The organism is Paenibacillus sp. 2TAB26 (assembly GCF_052115145.1).
In the GTDB taxonomy this organism is placed as follows: Bacteria; Bacillota; Bacilli; order Paenibacillales; family Paenibacillaceae; genus Pristimantibacillus.
This window is the reverse complement of record NZ_JBFRGC010000027.1, coordinates 87,186-111,189: the sequence shown is the minus strand read 5'-3', so window position 1 is coordinate 111,189 and position 24,004 is coordinate 87,186. Positions and strand designations below refer to the sequence as shown.

The 24,004-nt window shown below is 46.5% G+C and carries 9 protein-coding genes; 2 read left to right on the top strand and 7 right to left on the bottom strand.

The window, feature by feature from the left end; genetic code table 11:
- Positions 1–363: 363 nt before the first annotated feature.
- Entirely contained in the window at positions 364–1,683 is a 1,320-nt protein-coding gene (locus AB4Z50_RS27490; RefSeq protein WP_441884251.1) for an anti-phage deoxyguanosine triphosphatase, read from the bottom strand.
- Between the two features lie 98 nt (positions 1,684–1,781).
- Here AB4Z50_RS27490 and AB4Z50_RS27485 point away from each other — a divergent pair, with 98 nt between their 5' ends.
- Complete coding sequence (locus AB4Z50_RS27485; RefSeq protein WP_441884248.1) at positions 1,782–2,345, top strand: guanylate kinase; 564 nt, start codon at positions 1,782–1,784, stop codon at positions 2,343–2,345.
- A gap of 67 nt (positions 2,346–2,412) precedes the next feature.
- On the opposite strand, the gene AB4Z50_RS27480 is transcribed toward AB4Z50_RS27485, so the two are convergent.
- From AB4Z50_RS27480 to AB4Z50_RS27460, 5 genes are all read right to left on the bottom strand, one after another.
- Positions 2,413–3,324, bottom strand: coding sequence for an ornithine carbamoyltransferase (locus tag AB4Z50_RS27480; RefSeq protein WP_441884245.1), 912 nt, complete (start codon positions 3,322–3,324; stop codon positions 2,413–2,415).
- A gap of 228 nt (positions 3,325–3,552) precedes the next feature.
- Entirely contained in the window at positions 3,553–17,295 is a 13,743-nt protein-coding gene (locus tag AB4Z50_RS27475) for an S-layer homology domain-containing protein (protein ID WP_441884242.1), read from the bottom strand.
- A 199-nt stretch (positions 17,296–17,494) separates the two neighbouring features.
- Positions 17,495–18,646 (bottom strand): response regulator, encoded by a 1,152-nt coding sequence (locus tag AB4Z50_RS27470; protein ID WP_441884239.1) that lies wholly within the window; start codon positions 18,644–18,646, stop codon positions 17,495–17,497.
- Positions 18,627–20,456: a histidine kinase N-terminal 7TM domain-containing protein gene (locus AB4Z50_RS27465; RefSeq protein ID WP_441884236.1), complete on the bottom strand. Its 1,830-nt coding sequence runs from the start codon at positions 20,454–20,456 to the stop codon at positions 18,627–18,629. The genes AB4Z50_RS27470 and AB4Z50_RS27465 overlap by 20 nt, the downstream gene beginning before the upstream one ends.
- A 158-nt stretch (positions 20,457–20,614) precedes the next feature.
- A complete protein-coding gene (locus tag AB4Z50_RS27460; protein ID WP_441884233.1) occupies positions 20,615–22,543 on the bottom strand; it encodes a 3'-5' exonuclease in 1,929 nt (642 codons plus the stop codon).
- A gap of 186 nt (positions 22,544–22,729) precedes the next feature.
- Between AB4Z50_RS27460 and AB4Z50_RS27455 the strand changes: the two genes are divergently transcribed.
- Positions 22,730–23,566, top strand: coding sequence for an SHOCT domain-containing protein (locus AB4Z50_RS27455; protein ID WP_441884230.1), 837 nt, complete (start codon positions 22,730–22,732; stop codon positions 23,564–23,566).
- A 78-nt stretch (positions 23,567–23,644) separates the two neighbouring features.
- On the opposite strand, the gene AB4Z50_RS27450 is transcribed toward AB4Z50_RS27455, so the two are convergent.
- A complete protein-coding gene (locus tag AB4Z50_RS27450; protein ID WP_441884227.1) occupies positions 23,645–23,971 on the bottom strand; it encodes a nucleoside triphosphate pyrophosphohydrolase in 327 nt (108 codons plus the stop codon).
- Positions 23,972–24,004 lie beyond the last annotated feature (33 nt).

Genomic DNA, 24,004 nt, shown 5'->3' with positions numbered 1-24,004 from the left:
TTTCTCACGATTCGTTAGAATCGTAAGGGCAGTTATTACTCGTTGTTCAGTTTTCAAAGAGCAATCTATTCTTTCGTTTGTCATGCTTGTTTTGCTTGCTGTCCGCGTGTGTCTCTCGGCCAGAAATAGAATATACCATGTACTCGTCTAGTAATGCAAGTGTTTTTTTGAAAATAGTTTATAAACTTTAAATATAGCGAGATTTATGTTCTATAGTCTTACTCTTCTTCTAATTAGAATGCTTCCATTATTCATACCACGCAAGCACCTTCCTTCATTAGAGGAAGGTGCTTGCGTGCAGCTATTGCAGCCTAGCACTTAATAGATAAGAACAAATTGAACGTCTGCTCTTAAGCATTCAAATTAAATATCAAACAACCTGCCTCCAGCAGCTTCATATAAACGAGAATACATTTTTAATGCATAGGTATCTGTCATTCCAGCAATGTAATCGCAAACCAATCTGGCATTCATCCGATCATCAGCTGCATGCCAGCTTAGCTTTTTATCTTCTGGAAGCAGGTTTGGATCATTGAACATCGCATCGAAGAGCTTTTCAATTATTTTGCCGCCGCGCCATTCAAAGGTTTGAACCTTCTGTGAGAAGATCACATGCGTTTCGACCAGCTTCTTCAAATCCTCCAGCAGCTCCATAGCATCCTCAGTAATTACTGCCTTATAGCGCAACCGGCTGGAGGAGAATGCAGGCTGGGTCTCAACAACCGTAATCTCATGTATGAATCCAGAAACCAAATCAGCGAAAAAACGCTTCGTCTGTTTATACCGCTCCCCGCTGTTCTCCATAAAAACCCGTAAAGACTCTGCAATTCTAGCGGATGAAATATGCTTATGCTTATTTGCTACCTCACATAGATCATCTATTTTGATCATGTTAAGCTTGAAGGCATCTTCTAAATCATAGGTTGCGTAAGCAATATCGTCTGCGAGCTCAATAATAGAGCATTCAAACGTTTTATTTAAAGTCTTCTTATGTTTACCAGCCTGCAAGTCAGAAACTTGCATGAAATAAGCCTTCTCTTCAGGCGAAAAGCTCTCAATCACCCACTGAAATACATGCTCGTCCTCTTCAAAAACACTGCATTTAGGCGGTTTGCCCGTGATCTCGGGATTATTAACTTGCTTCATGCTGGCTGGATATTTCAAAATGGACAATAAAACAGCTCTTGTTAAATCAAGGCCCGTTTCCATGTCCCCATCGCTATTCGTATTCGTCAAAAGCCTGAACGTATGCGCATTCCCCTCAAAGTTTAGTTCGAATGCGCTCATGCATTTATTCAATGCACGCTCGCCTTGGTGCCCGAATGGCGGGTGCCCCAAATCATGAGCTAAAGCAGCTGCCTCAATAAGAGAAATATCTATTTTACTTTCCGTCTCTTTAAAAATATTGTTTTTTTCATTTAAGGTTGTGGCAATTCCTCTTGCAATTTGAGATACTTCAAGGGAATGAGTAAGCCGTGTTCGGTGAAAATCTCCTTCGCTGATCCCAATGACTTGTGTCTTGGACTGTAAGCGTCGGAACGCAGCTGAATGAATGATTCTGCCAAAATCACGTTCAAAGTCATCCCGAACTGAAATTCTTTGCTTCGCATTTTCTATATTAATATGCCTCTGAATATCCGTATCATTATAAAATGAATTTGAAGAATGTTTATAGAGAATCATAGGCTCGCTCCCAGCTCCTTGTCATTTAGAAACATTTTAACAATATATGGTCTTTATTAGAAGAGATCGCTGAACAATTCATAAAGGAGAGCTTTCGTTTGGGGAAAATATTCGCATTTTATGGCCCTTCCGCTTCAGGTAAATCCGAAATCCAGAAAGAGCTGACCCTTAGCGGCTTTCAAAAAATTATTACTTCAACAACCAGACTCCCGAGGCCGAATGAGTCAGACGGGATTCATTATATTTTTATGGAAACGAGCCAGTTTGAAAATCACATTCGTGCAGATGCCTTTATTGAATGGACACGATACAACGAGCATTATTACGGTACACTAAAATCCAGCATTGAAGAAGTATTCGATCAAAATAGGAATGCCCATATTGTAATGGACCTTGCTGGCGTACTCGCTTTAAAGAAGCGGTATGATCATGTGATTGCGATCTATGTAGGTGCGGATGTTGAATCCATTAAAAGAAGATTGGCAATAAGAGGCGGAATGCCTGAGGAAATCGCCAAAAGGGTGCAACGCGCGGAGGAGATTGAACTAAAGAGCGAGTATATGCAGCATGCTGATGTGATCATATGGAACCATGATGACACCCGCTTTAATGATACAATGACGCAGGTTAAAGAGATCATAGCCGGTCATGGCTCATTTTGAGACCATCCAAAAAAAAATCAAAAGCTCAACTGCGCTTAGTATGCGTGGATGAGCTTTTTTGATAACTTTATTTAAGTAAATGCATAAGCAGCGCTTTTTGAACATGCATCCTGTTCTCAGCTTGCTGATAGATGATGGAACGCTCCGATTCCACTAACTCCTCCTCTATCTCGAAGCCCGGATGAATAGGCATGTCATGCATAAGATACGGTGAGTGTCCTGCAAGATTGCTTCTGTTCAACTGATAAGGCAGCATCTTTTCCATTCTTCGCTTCTTCTCATCTTGATAGTGGTCTTCATAAAAAAACTCCATATCGATCCAAGTGTCTGTATATACAAAATCAGATCTGGCTGCCGCACTAGGCAAATCAATAACCTTTTCAACAAATCCACTTTGAAAAGCCTTTTGCATAAGCTCCTCATCCCAAGATGGCTTGTTAATGATCGGAGTAACTAGCAACAGCTTGATTCCCACCGCCATACACCCTGCGACCAAAGAATTGGCAACATTGTTATGAATGCCAACGTACGTAAGCGTTATTCCCGTAAAAGTACCTGCGACCTCATAGATGGTCATCAAGTCCGCAAGAGCCTGGCAAGGATGATATTTGTCGCAGCAGCCATTAATGACGGGAACCTTGGAGTACTTCGCTAATTCGAGCACATCGGAATGTTTCTTTAATCTCGCCATAATCACATCACAATTTCTTGATGCATACTGCGCTTCATACTGGATCGGGGAAATGCTGAAGTTGCTGGCATCCCAATCCATAACGACTGAGTACCCGCCCATTTGGTTAATCCCGGATTGAAACGATAGATTCGTACGAGTAGAAGTTTTCTGGAAAAGCATAAGAAGACCTTTTCGCTCTGCTGCGTGGTAATAGCGTTCTGGGTTGTTCTTTATCTCGATTCCTTGCCTGATGATGGAGTGAATGGTGTCCGCGTCGTACTCTCTTAGTGATAATAAATGAGTCATGATTTCACCTCTCGCGAATATTTATACACTATAATGTATTTATATTCAATTTAAAGTGAAGAATACATTATGTCAACTACAGGAAAACAAACAATCCCGGAGTAGAATAAATTAAGTTAGCTGCGAAACTAAATCATAATAAAAAGCACCCTATCAAGCCATCATGAGTAATGGCTTTGACAGGGTGCTTTTAGCAATAGCGAAATTCTGCTTCAGTGGTTGAATAAATTATTTCATCACTCTTGATACGATCTTGTAAACCAGATTTCCCAGCCTGTAGTAATCCTTGAATTCCGTAAGTACCTTCGTACAAGTCTGACCGATCATCGTCTTAAGAATAGCGACACCAATTTCAAAGCGATAAACATCCCATACCGCATCAAGAGCATCGAGGACGTTATATCCAGAAAGAGCTGTCATAATGACGGAGTCCTTATAGTCCACTCTCTCTGTATTTCGCATTAGCTTAGTCGCCTCACCTATCCTTACTCTGTCGCCCCGAAGAGTCGTCAATGTAACGATAATGGCAATTTCATTATTGCTGAGCAGCATGCGTTCCGCACTGGACAGATCATCGTAAAAAGCTTGCTGCTCACGTGTCGATATTTCCTTAATAATCAGATACGTCTCATCCAAGTTGTTGTTGTTAGCCATCCGTATGGCATCGCTAAGCTCTACGAGAGTGATCAGCCCAGAATCAAGCATACCCTTGGCTATCTCCTTAAGCGACCAGTGACCCAGCTCAAGCAAATTGTAAGGAACCCATTGTACGTGGGCGTTTACCGCCAGCAGCGCTCTAGTAAGCTCAGCAATTTCCTTGAATCCTCCGTCGTACAAGAACTTGGAAATATAATAAAGACTGTAGCCACTGCTGTGCAAAGCCTTCGAGAGGTCGGCGGAAGGTATGTCCAACTGCCTCAAAATAGAAATCGTGTCGTTATCCCAATTGAAGGTGTATTTTAAGTATTCACCGACAGCGTATCCGTTTTTATGCAGCCAATATAGTTTATTTTCGAGCGTCCGCTCTTTCATATACCGCAGCGCCTCTTCTGCGTTATAACCATACTCCTTTAGAAGCGTAAAGATCGAATCTTCTCGCGCGTCATACCGATTCAGCGTGTTCAAAATCTCTCTACCGTCATAACCGCGATTTTTCATTTCCTTCGCAATATCGACCATAGAAACGTTCGGTAATGTCATTTTAACGGTTGTGAATACACGATAAGCATAGCTGGTACTGTTCACGTACCCATTCTGCCTCAACACGTCAATGATGTCTCCCGCTTTCGTATACCCCAGCTTGACGAACAGCGCCGATTGCTCCTCGATTGTTGTTGCCGTCCCTCTGCCGGCCGTGAAGAACATATAGAAAGCACGGATAATGCTGGCTCGATCAAAACCAAGCGTCAATAACGTGTCGATCAAATATCCGGAACGATCAGGACCAAGCAGGTTTTGCCGTTCAAGCTCGGTAGCAATCCCGGCGGCGTCCGTTCCTTTCGACTTCATACGGGCGAGGTAAGCAATTAGCGGATTGCCGCCGAATACTTCACCTGCGGCCATCCGTACCTGATCCTGCGGAATTAAGGTTTCCGGAATAGTTTCCATTATCGTTGCTGCATCCATTTGAAATACCAGCTTCATAGCGAGTACGATATCCGCGACAGTGAATTTGGCTTTCATAAACCGCACAACATTGAGTGGCACAAATGCGGTGGTTGCCGGGAAAATATCTTCCAATACCCTTAGGTTTGTGTTGGTATAATAGACTCCCACTATAGCAAGTCCAATTACTTCCGCCGGATAATAGGGAGAAAGCAATTCAGTAACTGCTCCTGAGTCGAGTTTATAGTCAAACCTAAGATATTGGACAATTTCCTTAATCTCATAGCCGGCATCCCGCAAGAACACAATCGCTCCTTGTGGCGTCGTAACACCTTTCAATTTAAGGACATCCTTGATAATGCTCACCGGAGTAAAGGCCTCTCCGTACACTTTATTAAGCGTTGATTGAATGGCCGTTTCTTGATAAACGGCAAGTCCCTGAAGAATCGCAAGCGCCTCTTCTCTCGTCTTGCCATATTGCTCCTTGCTCGCCTTAACGATGTCCTCCATGCGGTAACCTGCATGCAAGAGCTGATCCGCCATAGCTTCCGCTGATGTTACTCCTCCTGCTTTGATCACTTCGATTAAAGCGCCATTCACCGCTTGTCCGTACACTGCATTTACGCTGCTCAGAATGACGTTCAGCTCGAACAGCTGACTGCCAATAAGCAATGCCGCGGTTTCGCCGGCTGTCTTACCATAAAAGCCTTTCATCACGCGTACGATATCTATCATCGGAACGCCTGATTTCCACAAGTAAGGAATGGCCGCTGCTGCGTCCGTGATTCCTCCTTCTTCTAGATACTGCAGCGCCGTAGACTCTGATGACTGCCCATAAACGGCAGCTACTGTCACTTCAATAACCTTCTCGTTGTCTACTTGGAGAGCGGTTAGGACCGTTATCGTTTTGTCTGCTGCAAATTCAAAATAATCCTTGGCAGCACCCACAATATCATGGAGCGTATAGCCCATGCCTCTCAGGAGTGGAACAGCCTCCTCCAGCGTATAGATTTTGCTCTTCTTAAGCAGGCTGGACAAGCTTTCCTCGATCGGTTTGCCGTAAACTTCAAATACAGTTGCAACTAACTCATTAAATGAATATCCGTTTGTTTCGGAAAGAATGGCTAGTGTCTCGCCAGCAGTCATATGGTAATAATCCTTGGAAATGCGGATAATATCCCGCAAGCTATAGGTGAGCTTAAGCTGCGGAATCGCATCCGACAACTTTCCGATACCCAGATCGATCATGGCCTGAATCGTAACCTGCTCTAACGCTAAACCGTAAACAGCAGAAACTTCAGCCAAAATCCGGCTCTCCTCATCGACTGAACCATCCATTAAAGCTTGTACCACTTTAGAGGAATCGAGCTGGTAATAATCTTTCCCTACCTGAATCATATCCCGGAGGCTGAATCTCATCTTTGTCAGATAAGGTATTGCATCCTTTAACGTAACCAGATGCTGAGCCTCTAGAGAATCAACAATGCTTGCGTTTTGGGAGCTGCCGTACACATTCGATATAGCAGAAAGCACGTCACTCTGGCGATACCGGCCAGTATCCAGCAGTGCTTGAAGAGCTGTACCCGATGAAATACCATAACCGTCCTTTGCCATCTTCACGATCGAAACTAAGCTGAATTGCGCCTTATAAGCAAGTTCAATTCCACTGGCAAAGGATACTGATCCTTCTGCTGCCTGCCGCTGATACATCGTTAACTCAACGGATTGATTAAAAGCTGAAGCTACTGCCTGGATAAGCACATTGCTTGACGACAAGTATACCGCTGACATGCAGAGCGCGATTGCCCCAGGCGATTGGCCAAAATGGTTTTTGCCAACGCTCACGATATCTTTCATCGGGAAACCTGTGACGTATAGATAATTAACCGCTTCATCAAAGGTCGTGATGCCTTGCTGCTCCAACGCGCCTGCAACTGTTTCATCAAGTCCTTGACCGTATAAGGAAGCGAGGCCTATCAGAATATCGTCGATGTCGTTAGGATATTCTTTTGCCAGCAAATATGAAGCTTCGCTGGAAGTAAGCTGATAATAATCTTTCAAGCTGCGAGCAACAACGGATAAGGAATAACCGCTCATTCTAAGAAATGCAATACCGTCCTTAGGCTCCTTGCTGGACGAAGCGTCAAGCAGACCAGCAATCGTCACTTGCTCTTGTCCGTACAAAGACTGCAGAATCGCTATGGTCGATTTCATATTACCCATTCTTCGGGTGTGGATGAGAAGTCCTTCCATTACTTCTTCTTTCGAATATCCACCCTTAATCAGTGCCGGCCCAACCTTGCCTGAGTCAAAATAAGACGGATACAGCGCACCCAGCGTATTGATGACAGAAATGGCCGTTGCGCCTTGCTCCTTCAGCACTTTGATCCAAATCGTCATAGGGTCTCCGCCATAAGCTGAAGCGATGGCAGTACCTACTTCCTCTGACGAATAGCTGACAAGCAGAAGCGCAGACGCCTCTGACGATGGCAAGCCGTATTCCGTTCTAAGCACTAATGCAATATCCCTTACCGAATATGGAGCAAGGCGTGTGATGACTTGCCCTATCGTCAGCGGTTCGGTCCGTTGGTTCAGATAGGCAGCAACCTCACTAGCGGCTATGCCTTGTTTGCTGAAAGCACCAATCCATTCCGTCCAGCCCCGCGCTTCAAATGCCTGTGCAATTTCCGCAAATTTATACCCCGAGTTTTTCAGCGCTGCGGTCAAATACGGCAATCCTTTCGCACGAACTCCGCCAGTAGAGTAAAGGTTAATTGTTCCTTCAATAATGTCATCCAGCGTATAGAAGCTAGAGAGGCTCATCGCCACTGTCGCTTCCTGTATTGACGTTCCCGGGAACAAATATTGCGAGTCCTTTACAACCGTTGATACACTGCAAGGACATTTAAAATAATCGAATGCGTTAGTCCTTTCAAGCTCTACCCACTGCTGCAGCGTCAAGCCTAACTGAGCCTTTAGAGCTTGACCGATGGCTAGCTTCTCCCAGCTTTTGATGCTTGTGAGCGAACGGGCCAGAGTAGTGGCATCCGTACTCACCGTTTCATCACTTGCAAAAGTTGTTCGAAGCGCATGTAATACATCTCCAGCTTCGAAGCGGTCATAGCTGCGGAAGATAACTTCCACCGCATCCTCCATCGTGAAGGACGCGCCTCCGCGAATGACGGCATTACGAATTGTGCTTAATCCCTGCGCGGTAGACATACCCGACTGTCTCAGCAGCGTCAGAGCTTCCGAACGGCTGCTGGCCATTCGATTATTCAGAATATAAGCCGTAAGTTCCGCAGGCTCATAACCAGCACGAATTAATGACAACAGCATCGTCTTTCTTTGGTCGCCCTTCACCCCCGGATACAACACGCTGATGGTCGTTGCGATATCAGCCCCGAAGCTTTCTCGAAGCAATCCCGCCTTGCTTTCCATGTCATAACCATGATCCGTAAATCCTCTCATAGCCTCACTTAGGCCAGCCGCTTCGGAACCCCATGCGCCGAGTACGGCGCTGGCGATATCACCGATCTCGTATGATCCGCTCTTCATTGCGCCAACGATGACGGTTGCACCATCCCCGGAGGTTTGAATTCCTTTGGCGACCTGGGCAGAAGCAACACCTGCCGCCAGCATAGCTGAAGCTGTTTGTTGCTTATCGAAGGTGCTTTTTAAGATAACGTAAGCTTGTCCAGTCTCAATGCCTGCTCCCAAGTAAGTCAGAACAGCCTCGTTGACGTCGCTGAACGAATACAGATCTCGCAGCGCAATTCCTATATTGTTAGCAGGAAAACCAGCACTGCCAAGCAGTTTCGCATTATCTACGCTAGTTGCAGCATAAGCCTCTTTAATGACAACTGCGGTTTCTGCTGCCGTGAATTTCGCGGCAGCCAAAGCTTCGATGGTGCTCACGTTCGTTAAGCCGTAAACCGATTGAACGGCTTTCCTAGTCTCGCTAATAGTGTACTTTCCTAGCTTTAATGCCGCGGCTGCGTTGCCGCTAGTCTCCGCATACGTATAACGCAGAACATAGGCTGCTGCAGCGGCTGTTACCCCCGTTAGCTTAAACGGCGCCATTATATCTCGAGGTTGATAGCCTAAATTACGAAGCGGCAGCGCAATATCTTCAGCCTCATAACCTGCAGTGACCAGATCCGGTATAAGATTGACATAGTTGGAAATATAGCCCGACGCGCTTAAAGCCTGAAACAACGTAGGCGCATCTGTATCTATTTCGTATAATAGGCGGATGAACGCACTCCAATCCAAACCATATTCTTTCTTGACCGCTTTTGCGTAGTTCGCTGGGGTAAATCCAGCTTGCCGTAGTAGTCTTAATGACTCTAACGCAGTCTTGCCATAATCAACCCGCAGTACATGCACAGGGTAAACGGCATCGTACTGGGTGGAATGGCTTTGCAGGAAACCATCCAGCGTAGCGACATTAGCTACCTGGAATTCTCCAAAAGTGGCCAAATACGTCTGATTAACTGCCTTGACCCGGTTGATGCCGCTATAAGCGACGGCTATCGTCGATGTCGAACTGATAACCGCTCCGCTGCTGCTCCAAGTCAACTCGATTTTCGTTGCATCGGAGGTCAGTCTAGTCATAACCCCGCTTTGCCATTGATTGTTGATTTTCACAGAAAACGTTGACCCCGAATTAACAGCAGCCAGCGGCTTATCAAAGGTCAGAGTAATGGCTTTGCCGTTTTCACTCGATACGGCATCGATCAGCTCGGGAGGTGTACTCACGTTGCTGATGATCATATCCCCTCCAAAGTCATGCCCGTCCTTGCTCAGACGAAGCTTAAACTCCTTGTTATATCCGATATATTCATTAATAAAATAGGTTTGCCCAAAGTCCGGCGTTGAAACAGAGGTTGGGCGATACCAGACTGCGCTGCCATTGTGCATTTCGATATTCAAATTTTCTATCGGAGCACTAAGGAGCAGATTAAATCCATTTTCATTCACTCGAACAAACGTTGCAGTGATAACAATCGGCACATAAGCGGCATTTAATTTTTCCTGCCCAGCAAAGATATAGCCTAGCTTGCTAAAAGCTGCGGTGTACGTTTTCCCTCCAACCACATTCGCTTTAATTAAAAACGACCCTGTCTCTGCACCCGCTGTCACTCCAGTGACTGTGACCTCTGTCCCGTCTTTTGACAAGAGCTTCACATCTTCCGGCTGCAGATCTTTTGGCCCCGCTCCAACGAAAGTGACCGTCAAGCCGTTTCTAGCAGCAGCTAAACTTTTCGGATATTCCGTCATCGGAACATAAACATCTAGCGGCCCTTCCACCACACGATCCGGTATTTGAGCAATCAGCTTGTAATTCACACCTGCTGACAGCGGAGCAATGATGTTGTAGATTCGTCCTGCATCTGGCGCATCTGGACTGTTCCCGTTCGGATTTACAAGCTGGAATCCAATTCCACGTCCCTGGTCATCAAGCAGTGTAAGCCATGTGAGATCCAAATTAGGGACTGCTTTGCTTAATTCCAATGTGAAACCGTTAGTTGTCATATGGCTTGCTGTCATACGGATCGGCACCTGCGCTTCCGGAATAGGTGCAGCTGGAACAAGAACCGGAAGTCCGCTGCTGAATGCGTAGCCGCTCTTCGTTAAAGTCAGACTGTAAGCCGCTCCCTCTTCGAGTGAGGCATGTACCGCATATTCGATACCAGCGTTCTCGGCTGCAATAGAGGCGATGGCAACTGCAGCGCCTTGGCCATTACGCAAGCTAAAGTCACTTGCACGCAAGCCCGGAACAGCCGAATCAAGCAACACGTTAAACCCATCCTTACTGACACTTGATAGAGTTGGATTTACTGGTACCGGCACAAAAGCGTTCAAGGCCGCTCCAAAATCATATCCTGCTGCTGTTATGATCAGTTTGTATGTTTTCCCGCCTTCAAGTGCTGCGGATAATGTGTACGTTCTTCCACCGTTATTTGTTGTTGCAGCTATTATAATTACCGACTTGCCCTCGGCATCCTTTAGCGCGAAGCTGCTCGCAGACAGTCCGCTTAGTCCCGGTGCGACAGAGACGACAAGCCCCGACTCGGCAGCGCCTTCCAGCGTCACCGAAATCGCGCTTGGCAGCAAAGCCGACAACGCTTGTCCAAAATCATACCCGCTCTTGCTTAGCGCAAAAGAGTAAGTTTTGCCTCCTTTATAAGAGGCTTTGATCCGATAGGTTAGTCCGCCATCCTCCGTAATGACCGAAGCTGCAGTAAGCCGATTGCCCTCCTCGTCTGTGATAGCCACATGGCTTACATCCAAATCCGATACAGCAGGGCTAAGACCAATGACAATTTCCGAAGCGCCTGAACTTAGCACTGCGGCATTTGCTATGATTGGAACGTCAACCACAATCGGGCTTCCAAAATCATACCCGGACTTGGCAGCGGTGATTGTATACTGCTCCGCTCCCCAAAACTCAGCTTCAATAAGGTAAGTATTTCCCCCATCACTCGTAGTTGCGGAGGTAATTGCCTTTGTACCGCCCTCCACACGTTTAAGCTGGAAGTCACTTATTCGCAAATGAGGAACTGGCTGATCTAAATGCAATATAAAAGCTTGATTGTTCCCGCTAATCATCCCGCCAAAACGAACGCCTACAGAGCGAATGGAGAAAGCTAGCGGATCACCATAGTCGTAGCCCATTTTTGAGATGAACACCGAATAGACCTTATCAGGAACGATTGCGACGCCGAGCTCATACGAATAACCTCCATCGTTTGACACGTTCGTGCGAATCGAAACGTTTACCCCGTTCTCATCCACTATATGAATATCCGAAGTATTTAACATCGTTTGTTCCTTAAAATGCAATGTGACTCTCGAAGCCGTTGCTTGCACGGCCGAAATGGATCTTGAGTTTAGTGTAATCTTGTCGAGCGTAGAGAACATGTAGCCCTCTTTCTCTACACTAGCGGTATAGGTGATTCCTCCTTTTAAAGGAACCGTAACTGTATAGCTGGCTCCGTCATCACTCGAATGAATGGATTCAATTGCCACTGTATTTCCGTTATTGTCTTTAACCATCACATCTGCGGCTTGAAGATTCGGAATCGACGGGAAGAAATAGATGGTGAATCCCTGCTGCGACTGACGTAACAGTATCGCATCGGCACGAACCTTCAGCCCAACGGTCAGCGGATTTCCAAAGTCATATCCCGGATAAGTAATGACCAAGCTATATGTCTCGGATACATTAAAATCGCCAATGAGAGAATAGGATGCGCCTCCTTCGTAATGAAGCGTAAATCCGATCGGCCGACCTTTGCTGTCTGTCAGCTTAAAGTTGTCACCAGTCAAATCTGAAATAAGCGGGTAGACATCGACATAAATCTTCGTTGCTGTCGTACCTCTCAATTGAAGTGAGCCTGTTACCGGAATGTCCACCGAAATCGGCGACGCCAGCGTAAATTCACTTCGGTTCAGCTCAAGCGAATATTTTGCACCAGTCACGGCCTTAATCGCCACCATATAAGTTAAACCCTGATCTTTTGTTGATAAAGAGTATTCCGTGTACGGAATTTGCTGACCGTCTGGTTTTCGCAAAATAATGTCGGCTGGCTTCAAATCAGCAACTTTTTCGCTAAAGCTTAGTTTGAAGCTATCCTTCTTCATCTCGGATACAGAAGCGGTAATGAGCTTGGTAAACACAAAGGATACTGGCTCGTAACGTTGATAAGTCAAATCCGGCTTTACCAGAACGATATACGATTTACTAGGAATCAGCGCTGCTTCCAATACATAGCTGCTTCCGAAATCCGTTGTGTTCGCCGAAGCTACGTTTATCGTTTCCCCTTGAGCTCCCCGAATGACGAAATTTTTCTTCCCAAGTCCGATAACTGGAATGTCAAAATGCACGGTAACACCCGAAGCAGAAAATCCGGCAACGGTTGCTTCGGAAGGCACGGTAAAGGTCAGGTGGCTGAACGAATAACCATCCACCTCAATATCAAAGGCGTATGTTTGTCCGCGTGTCAAAGCAAACGTACCGCCAAAAGACATCTCGAAGCTCATTCCGTCGGCAGACATGACGAGCGTACTTGGGTGATAACGTTTGCCTTGTTCATCTTTCACCGCAAGACCCTGCCCGTACTCTATTTGCCTTAGAGGAGTAGAGAAAGTAACCGCTACTGCCCCGTCTTTGGAGACGTCAGTAATAACCCCGGTGACCAATTGATTGACATAGAACGTTACCAGCCCGTCAAACTTCACGTAATCCTTGCGGAAGGAAACCGTATAGTCGCGACCACTGATCAGATTTGCACTGACGCGATAGGATAATCCTCCATTGGCGGTTGTCAGCACCAGTCCGCTAACCCCATTGCCCTGATTATCTGTCAGTTGAATATGAGTAGGCAGTAATCCAGGAACCGCTTGTTCAAAGGTCAGATCAAAGCCATTCATGGCTATTTTGCTAATGGTCGCTTTCCCCGCGTTGATTGTTTCTCCCGCTTCAAAGTCGATCCCCTGCGATGGAAGATGACCAGGAAGACTCAGGTTATAGCTGCCGCCAAGCAAGTCAGCCTTCAGCCTGTAGGTAAGACCGCCATCCATTGTCACAGCGTCTTGTACCRTTACCCGCTCTCCTGTACTCTTGYGAGTAAGAAGAAACTGACCGGGCAATAACCCTGCAATGGCATAGCTAAGCTTAACCCGAAGTCCCGTATCGACTATCTGATCCGCCGAAATGGTTGTAACGACCGGAACATGAACGTTATAAATCGTCTGATCCATTGTCGCACTGACCTTCAGTACGTAATCACCAGGAGTCAGATCAGCAGCAATCCGGTAACTCCAACCGCCGTCGCTTGTCACTGCAGAGCGGAGTTTTATGCTGCTTCCGTCGGCCCGCTTGAGAACAAAGCCGTTGACCGTATCAATAGAAGCAGGAGGATTAAGAACAAAGGTGAATCCTGTATAGGAAATATCAGTTATTGTATTCTTCTCCGCGAGCGTAACCGATTTCGGTAAACCAAAGTCGAAGCCCTCACGTACAACGCTAATAAAATATGGTTTTCCTCTCAAACCGTTATAAGAGACAACATAAAATCTTTGCTGAGGATCCCACACGACATTCGTTATGGCTGCCGCATTCCCGAGCGCATCCATGACCTTGAAATCATTTGCGGTCAAACCTGCTATATTCGGGTTAAGCCCAACCATGACATTATTCGGACCAACGCCTATATACCATGGGTTAATCGTTGTTCGAACAACGTTTACACTGTTTCCGAAGTCATAACCCTCACTGCTTATTTTTAGTGTTAAGGGTTGATACTGCATGGCCGCCGATTTAACGAAATAACTGCTGCCATTATCCAGAGTCGATACACTGTCTATTGCCATTTGATCACCATTTGTATTCGCTAGAGAAAACGCTGCTTCGGTTAATCCCGGAACAGGTACGCTGAAGTGCACGATAATCCCTGCATTGGACGGATCAAACGCCGTTTGTTTCGATACGGCTATCTTCTCTGGAACGATAAGCGTACCGATCGTATAGCGGTCATCATCCACATCAATTCTATACCGATAGCTCCCAGCAGCCATTAAATCGGTTGATAGGATAGCCGAATGCCCATCCACGTTCGTTTTGACAGTAGTGACAGCAAGCGATTTGCCGTTTCCATCCTCTATTGTGATCAAGGCCTTAGCCAAATCGACCGTGTCGTTTGGGAAATTCAACTGAAAGCCTTGACGATTGACCCACTCTACACTTGATAGAATTGGGGAAGGTTCTACCTTTAAGACAATTTCGCTGCCAAAAGCATAACCTTCTTTATTTAGCAATAAGGTATACGTCTCGCCTTTCGTTAGGGAGGAATACACTTCATACTCTTTGCCGATAGATACTGCGCTTAGCATATTAATGCCTATGTCCGCTCCAGCAGCATTCTTTAAAATAAAGCTTAGAGCATCGATAGCTGGGACGGTACGATCGAGCTCCAGCATGAAGCCGGATGTCGAGATGTGGCTAACGGCCGCATGGACAGAAATACTGCTGGGCGGGGCAACCGCAACGATAAGCGCCGCGCCAAAGCTGTATCCAGCTTTCCGTATCGTTAGTGAGTATGTCTCGCCTTCGACCATTTCCGCTTTGACAGCATAAGTTCTGCCGTCATCATCAGTTGTGACCTCCGTCACTCCAATCTCAGTGCCTGGATCGTTTAACGCTAATGTCAAATGATCCTCTGTCAGCCCCGCGACAGGAGTATCCAGCTTGATTGTGAAGCCAGCTATACTTACGTCGGATATTGAGGCCACTACAGATACAACCTCTGGATCAGTAATCGGAACGAATATCGATACTGCGCTGCCGAAATAGTACCCTTCCTTGGCAACCGTAAGCGAATACGTTTCACCCTCGGCAAGTGACGCTGATAAATCATAAGCGCTGCCGCCCATACCCTCCGTTACGGAACCTACTGCGATGCTTTCGCTGCCGTGTTTGAGTGTAAACTCAGCTTGCGTCAATCCAACAACCGACGGACTCAGCAGCAACGAGAACCCCGTTTTGCTGGACCCATATACGGATGCTGCAACCGAAATGGCAGGCTGCTCCGTCTTTGGAACTTGAAATAAAATCTCAGATCCAAACTGAAACCCAGCCTTAGCTATCGTCAGCTTATAAGACTCGCCCTCCGTGAGAGCGGCTGTAATACAGTAAGAGCTGCCCCCATTAAGCGTAGCCACTGATGCAATGGTAATGTTTCCGTTCGCAGCGTTTTTTAGTGTCAGATGTGCTGCGGCGAGCCCCGGTACTGGCGAGCTAAACGCGAGTCTGAATCCTGTTACTCCTGCTTGACTCGCAATCGCGGTTACTGTTATATCAACCGGATCGGTTGGTTTTGGCGTTTCTGTTGGTTTGGGTGTATCTGTTGGTTTAGGAGGATCGGTTGGACCCGTTGGCCCGCCCGGCGAACCAGTTCCTCCGGATGCTCCACCTCCAATTAGGCCACCTTTCTCGGTTACTTCTTTTTGAGCAGGCTCCTTCTCAAAAACAACTCCCAGAGCGTCGACAATTGCTTTCTCAATCGTTCCTTTGCCTTTCACATTCGCTGGTCCATGCAGTTCCATGCTGCTAACGCTGACGCCTTCCGAAAGTGAAATGGTTGATGTCTTAACCTGCTCACTAACGGTTAATTTCTCTACCGATCCAGAAGCAATGGTTAACTGCACATCGCTCTTAACCTCGACTTGCTTAAACTTGCCGGACAAAATAACTTCGCCGGAAGAGGAGATCGTAATTCCCTCTATCCCGCTGCCTTCCGATAACGGAGATTCAATATTTGCCTCCGATTGCACATCCAACTGTCTTATAATCGTTGTTCCACCGATAACAACCCTAACTCGTCCATCTGCTTTGTCGACGATGACAGTTGCTAGCTGCGAATCATCAATATGTATGCTGTGCTGCCCGCCGCCGTTTACAAACGTGCTGCCAAGCACCTTCACACCTTTAAGGAACACATCTCCTTCGCCGACTTCTTTCCCTATAGTTAGATTTCCCTTAATCGTTACATTGCGAAGAGTTGTGCCTGGAGCCTGAATGGTCAAGTCGCCAGCAACTTCCAAGTTCCCTCGCGCCTTGCCCCATGTGCCGCCTGTTTCAAGAACCTTTGCGCTAACGGTTATTCCGTCTGCCGATCTAGTTGATTGCTTCAGCACTCTATCTAGCATCATGACGGCTTCCGCCCTTGTCATCGGCTGAACCGGCCGAAACGTGCCGTCCGTAAGACCGCTTATATAGCCCGCTTCAACAATGGCTTCCAATGCATCGCGTCCGTAACCCGGAATGCTAGCCTGATCCTTAAACTCGCTGAGCAGGCTAGCACCGTCTTTGCCTATTACCGGCACAAGGCGCGAAAGCACAACAGCTGCTTCTACCCGGCTTAACTTCTGCTCTGGCCGAAATGCTCCATTGCCATAGCCTTCGATGTACCCTGCTTCCGCGGCTGCTTGCACTTGCACTGCATACCAAGCGGTCGGAGCGACGTCCGAGAACTGCTTAGTCCCCGCCCCTTTGAAAGCGAATAGCCGGTTGATCAGCGTTACGTATTCAATCCGGCTTAGAGCTTGATTTGGCCTGAAGGTTCCGTCCTGAAAACCCTCAATTAAACCTTGGCCTGCCCACTCCCTGACGGTCTTTTCCGCCCAGTGGCCCGCTAGATCTGAGAATGCAGCGGGCACTTTGGCCGGAATTGCAGATGCCGCGAAGACTTGTCCGCTCGCATTGCCTATGCCGGGAGCTACCAGACCGACAACTAGGCTAGCAATCATCATCCACTTGAGCAGCAGGCTCCTTAACATTCTAACTTTTTGTTTCCTCACAATGATTTCCCCTTCCATCTTCGCCAATTGGCTTAAGAGCTTACTCTGTATTTGATAGAGCCCAAGTTCGGCAACGTTAACAGCACTTAAGCTTAAGTCTAATAGGCTGCGATGAAAGAATAATAAAAGATTTTCGCGTAAAACGACAAAAACCGCGCAGCATCAAGGCTTCGCGGTTTTTGCAACCTGTTCAAAATATTTATTTGCCTACTTCGGAAAGTCCGCTGACAAGAGAATCATACAGCATAAGCAGCTCTTGGGATGGACGAATGCCCAGTTCCCGCTTTAGAAGCCTCACATAGTCGGTGTATTGTGCGGTTAACCCTTTCTTATCCCCGTCCAGTCCATGCTTCCTCATCAGCAGCTCGACGACCGATTCTTCAAGCGGATTACGGGCATGCAGCTTCAGAAGAAGCTTCGACGCCGCAGCCGTGTTCGACAGGGTGAGCAGCGTCTCTGCTGCATTTTTGACAAAAGAAGCATACCGCTCTGACAGCCGATCTGTCTCATGAATCGCCCATACGTAAGCTTTGCTGCCGAACAAATCACCCGTATAGAGCCTCTCAACGATAAGTGCTTCTTCCACGTTGCCTGCGTCGATACTTCCCAGATTTTCCGTTTGGCGCTCAAATTCAACATAGTCAATAACTGCATCGTCCAGTTCCAGCGCATAACCGTCATTCTCAGAACGAATAGCTTCTCGGAGCCCTATCGGCTCCAATGATTTACGCAGCTGGTACACGGTTGTATTTAAATATTTTTCAGCATTCACGCTCGCCATACCCGCGAATATATCTGCAACCAGGCGGGAGCGCGAAATTCGTCTACCCCGATTCAGCAGTAAATAGGCGAAGAGTTCAGCACTCTTGCTGGAAATCCACTTTACGCGTCCTGATTCATTACGCACAAAAAAGTCGCCCAGCGTGGCAACGCTGACACGGCTCATACCCCGAATCGCAGTATCTGCTTGCTGCAGCGGTTGAACGGTTTTTCTGCTCTCCAGTGCCCGGTTAATCGTCCGCTCCAGCCGCTCCTGAGTCACCGGCTTCACCAAATAATCAAGCACGGACAACTCATAAGCTTCTAGCGCATAATCCTTATGCGAGGTAACAAACACGATTTGCGTCTTACAGCCTGCTTCGTCCAGCCTTGCAGCGAATGTAAGTCCACTATCACCGGGCATGGAGATATCCACAAACGCCAGCTCGACGTCGGGATTTTCACTCAGAAATGCAGCCGCAGCATCCGTATTTACAAACGTTCCCGTCACCTGAAGCTCAGCATATTTCACGAGCATCTTCCGCATGATCAAATGCATGACGGGCTCATCGTCAATCAATATGACTTTCATCAGCTATCACCGCCGTTCCTTCCCTTTCCATCGTTCCGCCGCGACTCGATGAGCCGGACAATGTGAAAAAGAATGTTGTACCTACGCCAGGCAAGCTATCGAACCTAAGACTGCCGCCATGCATGCGAAGAAATTCTCGGGTTAATACGAGACCAAACCTCATCTCTCCACCATCTTCTCCACTGGCAAATCCAGGCTCCTTGAAAAACAGTTCATCATGATGCAGCAGTTGTGCTGTTTCCTCGTCTATCCCGCTCCCATTATCGCGTACAGTCACCGTCACCTGGTCCCGATCGATCGATGCATTTATCGCAATTTCCCCGCCAATGTCCGTGTACTTAATCGCATTTGAAAGCAAATTTCGGAAAATGAGATCGAGCATTTCTTTATCCGCATTCACTGTCAGCCTCTCGTCGATATGCTCTGAGATACTGATGTTCTTCATGCCAGCCCTTGCTCCGGCTAACGAGATGGCTTGGCGAACGACCTGCTGCAAATTCCACGTGAGCGGTCGAAACGCTACTTCCCCATTTTGACTGCGATACCAGTCGAGCAAATTATCGACGAGATAATAGGTACCGCGCACTTGCCTCCTAATCTCTTGAAATACTTCAGCATTCGCGATGTCGGTGTCGCTCGGCTCATCGCCCAGCAGCTCAGTCAAGCTAACAAGAAGCGCGATCGGATCACGGATATCGTGAGCCATTACGGTAAACAGCTTGTCCTTGAAGGCATTCAGCCGAGACAGCCGTTCAGACTTCTCGCGCAGCCTCTCCTCGTTCTCCTTCAGCTCCGTAATATCGCTGAGCATCAACATTTTCCCGATAGGCGTCACACCTGTATCATAAATATAAGACAAGCTGCAAATATAATACCTTTGCCGATCGCCTTGCAAGCGCTGAAGCGAAAACCGATCATCTCGGAATTCCGTTGCGGCAATTCGCTCGAGCAGCTCAGGGCAGTCTGGCAGCAAGTCCTTGATGAAAGCAGGAAAACTTTTTGCCGAGCCAAGCTCAGGAAATACCTCTTCTGCTGCGCGATTGTGGTTCACAATTTGATCCTCATAATCGAGCAGGACAACACCGTCGCGGATCGTATCGAACATTTTGGCATATGCAAGCGGTGTTAAACGAAGCAGCCTAAACCGGAAAATGCCCCAAGCATAAACAACGCCCGATACAGCGAAACCAAGCGGCGTGAAATCGATGACTTTGCTGAACATGTAGGCGATATTGAACAGCATAGGAGCAGCCGCGCCCAAAATAAGGACAACAATCTGTGTCCGCACGATAGGCAATGCCCGCAAATACATGGGAATAAACAACAAAATGCCGAGTAGCAGAATCGTATAATTGTAAATTGCGTGTACGGAATACCACGGTCCCTTCACCGTATTGTACAAGGGAACCGTCTTAATCGTGTTCAAGACGTATTCTTTGTAAATAAGATGATGCCAATCGTTAGTGAGATGAAGGAGGAAAGTCGCAGTCGGGACGAGAAACAGCAAGACCGCAAGCTGCTTCCGATAGCGTGGCGCAAGTCCTGTAAACTGGATAACGAGCAGTAGCCAAAATGCAGAGACAAAGGGGATGCCGATGTACTCGACCTGAAGAGAAAACTTCACACCGCTTAAGCTGTCGCTAAAAATTTCAAACGTGTAGCCTAGAGCGTAAAAGGACGCCGCTGTCATCATGTAAATCATAGTTCTCGCCATCTGCAAATGACGTTTCCGGTAGGAGAGGAACGCCACGAACAGCATTACAGCGGTCGCAAAGCATAGCAATATTGACATCCATTGTCTTGTGTCCATGACGATGCCTCCCATTTTTTTGATTCGTCTATCATTCGACAAAGTTCCTCAAATTCCTTGTGAAGCCTAAAGCCAACCCTCTTCAAGCTCACGACAGCAAAATAGGCTGCCCGATACATTCTCGGACAACCTTTTTTCAACTGGAATCAGCATTCGCTTCATCCCATCTTCTTTATAGCATGCTCCTGCTTCAGCCGCTGCTGCTGCACTTCGTCCAAATAAAGCGTAAACTTGGAATCCCCGCTGTAGGAGATGTGCAGCCAATCCAATGCGCGTGTCATAGCAATATAAAACAGCGATACTTCCCGCTCCTCCACTTCTTCCAATGAGAAAGGCATGTTCTCGGCATTTACGATGAAGACCGCTCGGAAATCGAGCCCCTTCACACTGTCAATGTCCGATACATTAATCGCATCGCCGACTATGTCTGATTCCTGGTTCAAATCGGCATTTTCTGTGATCCAATAAACGGGAAAGCCTTGCCCCTTAAGCGCCCTCTTGATCATATCCGTGAAGGAGGAGTAGTAATTGTCCTTTACTCGGTATAAGATGACCATCTCTGAATAAGCAATCTTATGATGGTCATGCAAGGATCGCATTTGTTCAATGACAGTCTTCATCTCTTCCTGAAAGCTCCCGCGACGCTCCAATATTGGCTCAGGCCCGCTTCTCCGTGTACTCTGAGGAGGTATAATTTCTACCCCTTTCGACACTCCGTACTGAACCTTGTTCTGAAACAGAGAATGCCGTTGATAGAAATCCCAAGCAAACTGCGCGATTTGAGCCGTGTTGCGATAATTAATGGAGAGAATGCGCGAACGTCCGCGAAAATCAAGCCCCGTGTCCTGCAGCAAGCTCGATTTCCGTTTAAAGAACGATTGTGCCCGGTCCTCAACCAGCAGCAAATTTTGTGTCGCTGGATTAAGCAAATAACTTAGAAGCTTAAGCCATTCTGGCTGAAAATCCTGACCCTCATCAATAAGGATTGCTTCATAGGTAGGTAAAATAGCTTCCTTCTTCTCCAGCTTGCCAATAAGCTTAGCGACATCCGTATCTCTCACGTTCAGCACTGCTCGCAGCCACTCATGAAAATTATAGACCTCGACGTTTTGGTCGCGAGGCTTGCCTTCCTTTTGCTCCGCTAGTCTAATCCAGTCAAGCAAATCCTCCGGTTCCTCCATCTTCCGGTCAATCATTTGCCGAAGACTTCGGGACAAGGCGATACTGCTGCAGAGGACAAGAATCTTCCATTCTGGATGATGATTGGCCAAATGTTTGGCTCGGCTTGCGAGGACAAGCGTCTTCCCGCTCCCCGCCACGCCGCGGATAAGTCGATGGCGATCACCAAGCTGTTCTGCCATATTTTCCTGATGCAGATCCATACCCTTAATATTGTGATGCGACAGGACGAACTGCTCCTGCTGCTTCTGATTTGCAGGCTGCAGAAATTCCGCGCTGATCCGCGCCTCAGGTATGAGGTGATTACGAATCTGCCTGATCTCCYCTTGCGATAAAATGTAGCTGCTGCGCTTGCGTGCCGTAAACATGCCATGGATCTTCTCAATGAGGGCATCGGCTGTAAATCCAGCATCCTCAGGGTCGATCTCGTCGCGGCAAAGCACAAATTGCTCTGCAATGACATCGTACAAACCATTTTCTATAAAATCCTTCTGCTTCAGCCGTGTAAAAGCCGTTCCGAAGCCGTTCGGAAATTTGAGCTGTCCTTGAAATTTGCCTTTCTGTTCAATGAGGCTGTCATCATTTCTTAGCTCGCCCGCCACCTGCCGCAAGCTCTCCCTTGCTTCTTGAAAAGGGTTCATTACAGCTTCGATCTGACCTCCAGATGCATGCAAACGCCATTCGTCACGATCAACCTCGAATAGAGCAGACCTCGTATAGTCCTTCACTTCAAGAACGACCAATCCCAGATCTGGGCCTATGATTACGAAGCCAGGGCGATTCCCCCCAATTTCCGGTTCAAAATAAACCGCATAATCGCTCGGCAGATAATCCTTCAGCGTACGAAACAATAACCGCTCCCCAGCAGTCGCACTCGTCCGGATAACCTCTGGGACCATATAAGCCATTCTCTTTCACCTCGAATTCGATTTTTTCTGTTGTTTTTAGTATAAACCATCTTTGAGAGTTTGGCAGGAGAAAATGGGGAGAAGATTGTTATGACAAATTGAAGATTTTCATGGTACGATATTCCTAATAAGTAAACGAATGATCAAATCCAACCATTTGCGTTCGTTTTTGATAGGGGAGAAACGATGTATAGAAATCCATCTGTATTTTTTTTGGCAGTATTTTTGCTTGTCGGTATTATTGGTATGTTTGCGCGTCATGAAACCATCATGCTAATTGGATTTTCAGGTTTTATATTATTCACACTTACTGCCGCTAATCGGAAAAGTAAAAATTATTATCAATTATCGATAAATCTTGAAAAACAAATTAAAGATATGGTGCCAGGCATAAAAGATTTTAAACTTTCACAAGAATTTATGTCAGTTGATAAAGAAAGCTATATTGCATTGGATGAAACAAATAAAAAAATATGTATCATTTATAATCAGGAGACTAATACGGAGCCTTTATTAAGCAAGAATGAATACAATTACAAATGCGAGATTTTCTTCTATAAAGATATTTTACAGTCAACCATTCTTCATGACAGTTTTACAGTAACCTCTTCCTCACGAACGGACATCATTGGCAGAGCTTCGCTTGGCAGATCTATGGCTGGAAATACTGGAGCTATTATTGGTGGCCTAAGCGCTTCAAGAACCACTCTTGATCTAATCAAGAAAGTTCAACTTCTTATCGTTGTTAATAATATGTCAACACCATTCCATCTCATTACGTTTGAGAATTTCCCAAAGGGCATTACTAAAGACAATATAATGTTCAAATCCGTTGATAATGAAATTACGCATTGGCATGCTATGTTGAGTTTTTTAATTAAGCAAGTGGATGAAACGGATAAGCCGCCTAACGCTAATCAAATTTCAGTTGCCGATGAATTATTAAAACTTTCCTCATTGTTGAGAGATAATCTTATAACGGAAGATGAATTTAAGCAGCAGAAAATAAGGCTATTAGGATAGCAGCATGTTTAATCGTTGCTGCTATTAGCACGGAAAATCCCCCTGAATTGTACAGAATACGGGGGATTTTCTTTTTAGCTAGCTCTCCTCCACCTCCATAAGATATATCCGTTCCTTAAAGCTTCCGCGCTTTTCAGCCTTCTCCACACGAATTTGCTCCAGCTTCTCAATCGTTATGTCGTGGAATTCAGCAAGCGCATGAAGCAGCTCCATAATATCCGCTAGCTCCTCGACCGATTCCGTTTTAGAGTCTGCTTCAAGGTATTCATTCGTCTCTTCTACCAACTTCGTACGCAGCTCTTTCAGATACTCTTCGTTCTCAAGTATTCTCGTAGTGAACGTTTTGCCTTGCTGCTTTATAATTTCTGGAATCCGATCGCGGACTAATTTATTATAAATGGGCATAACTTGCCTCCTTGTCATATTAACTTTCTTAGC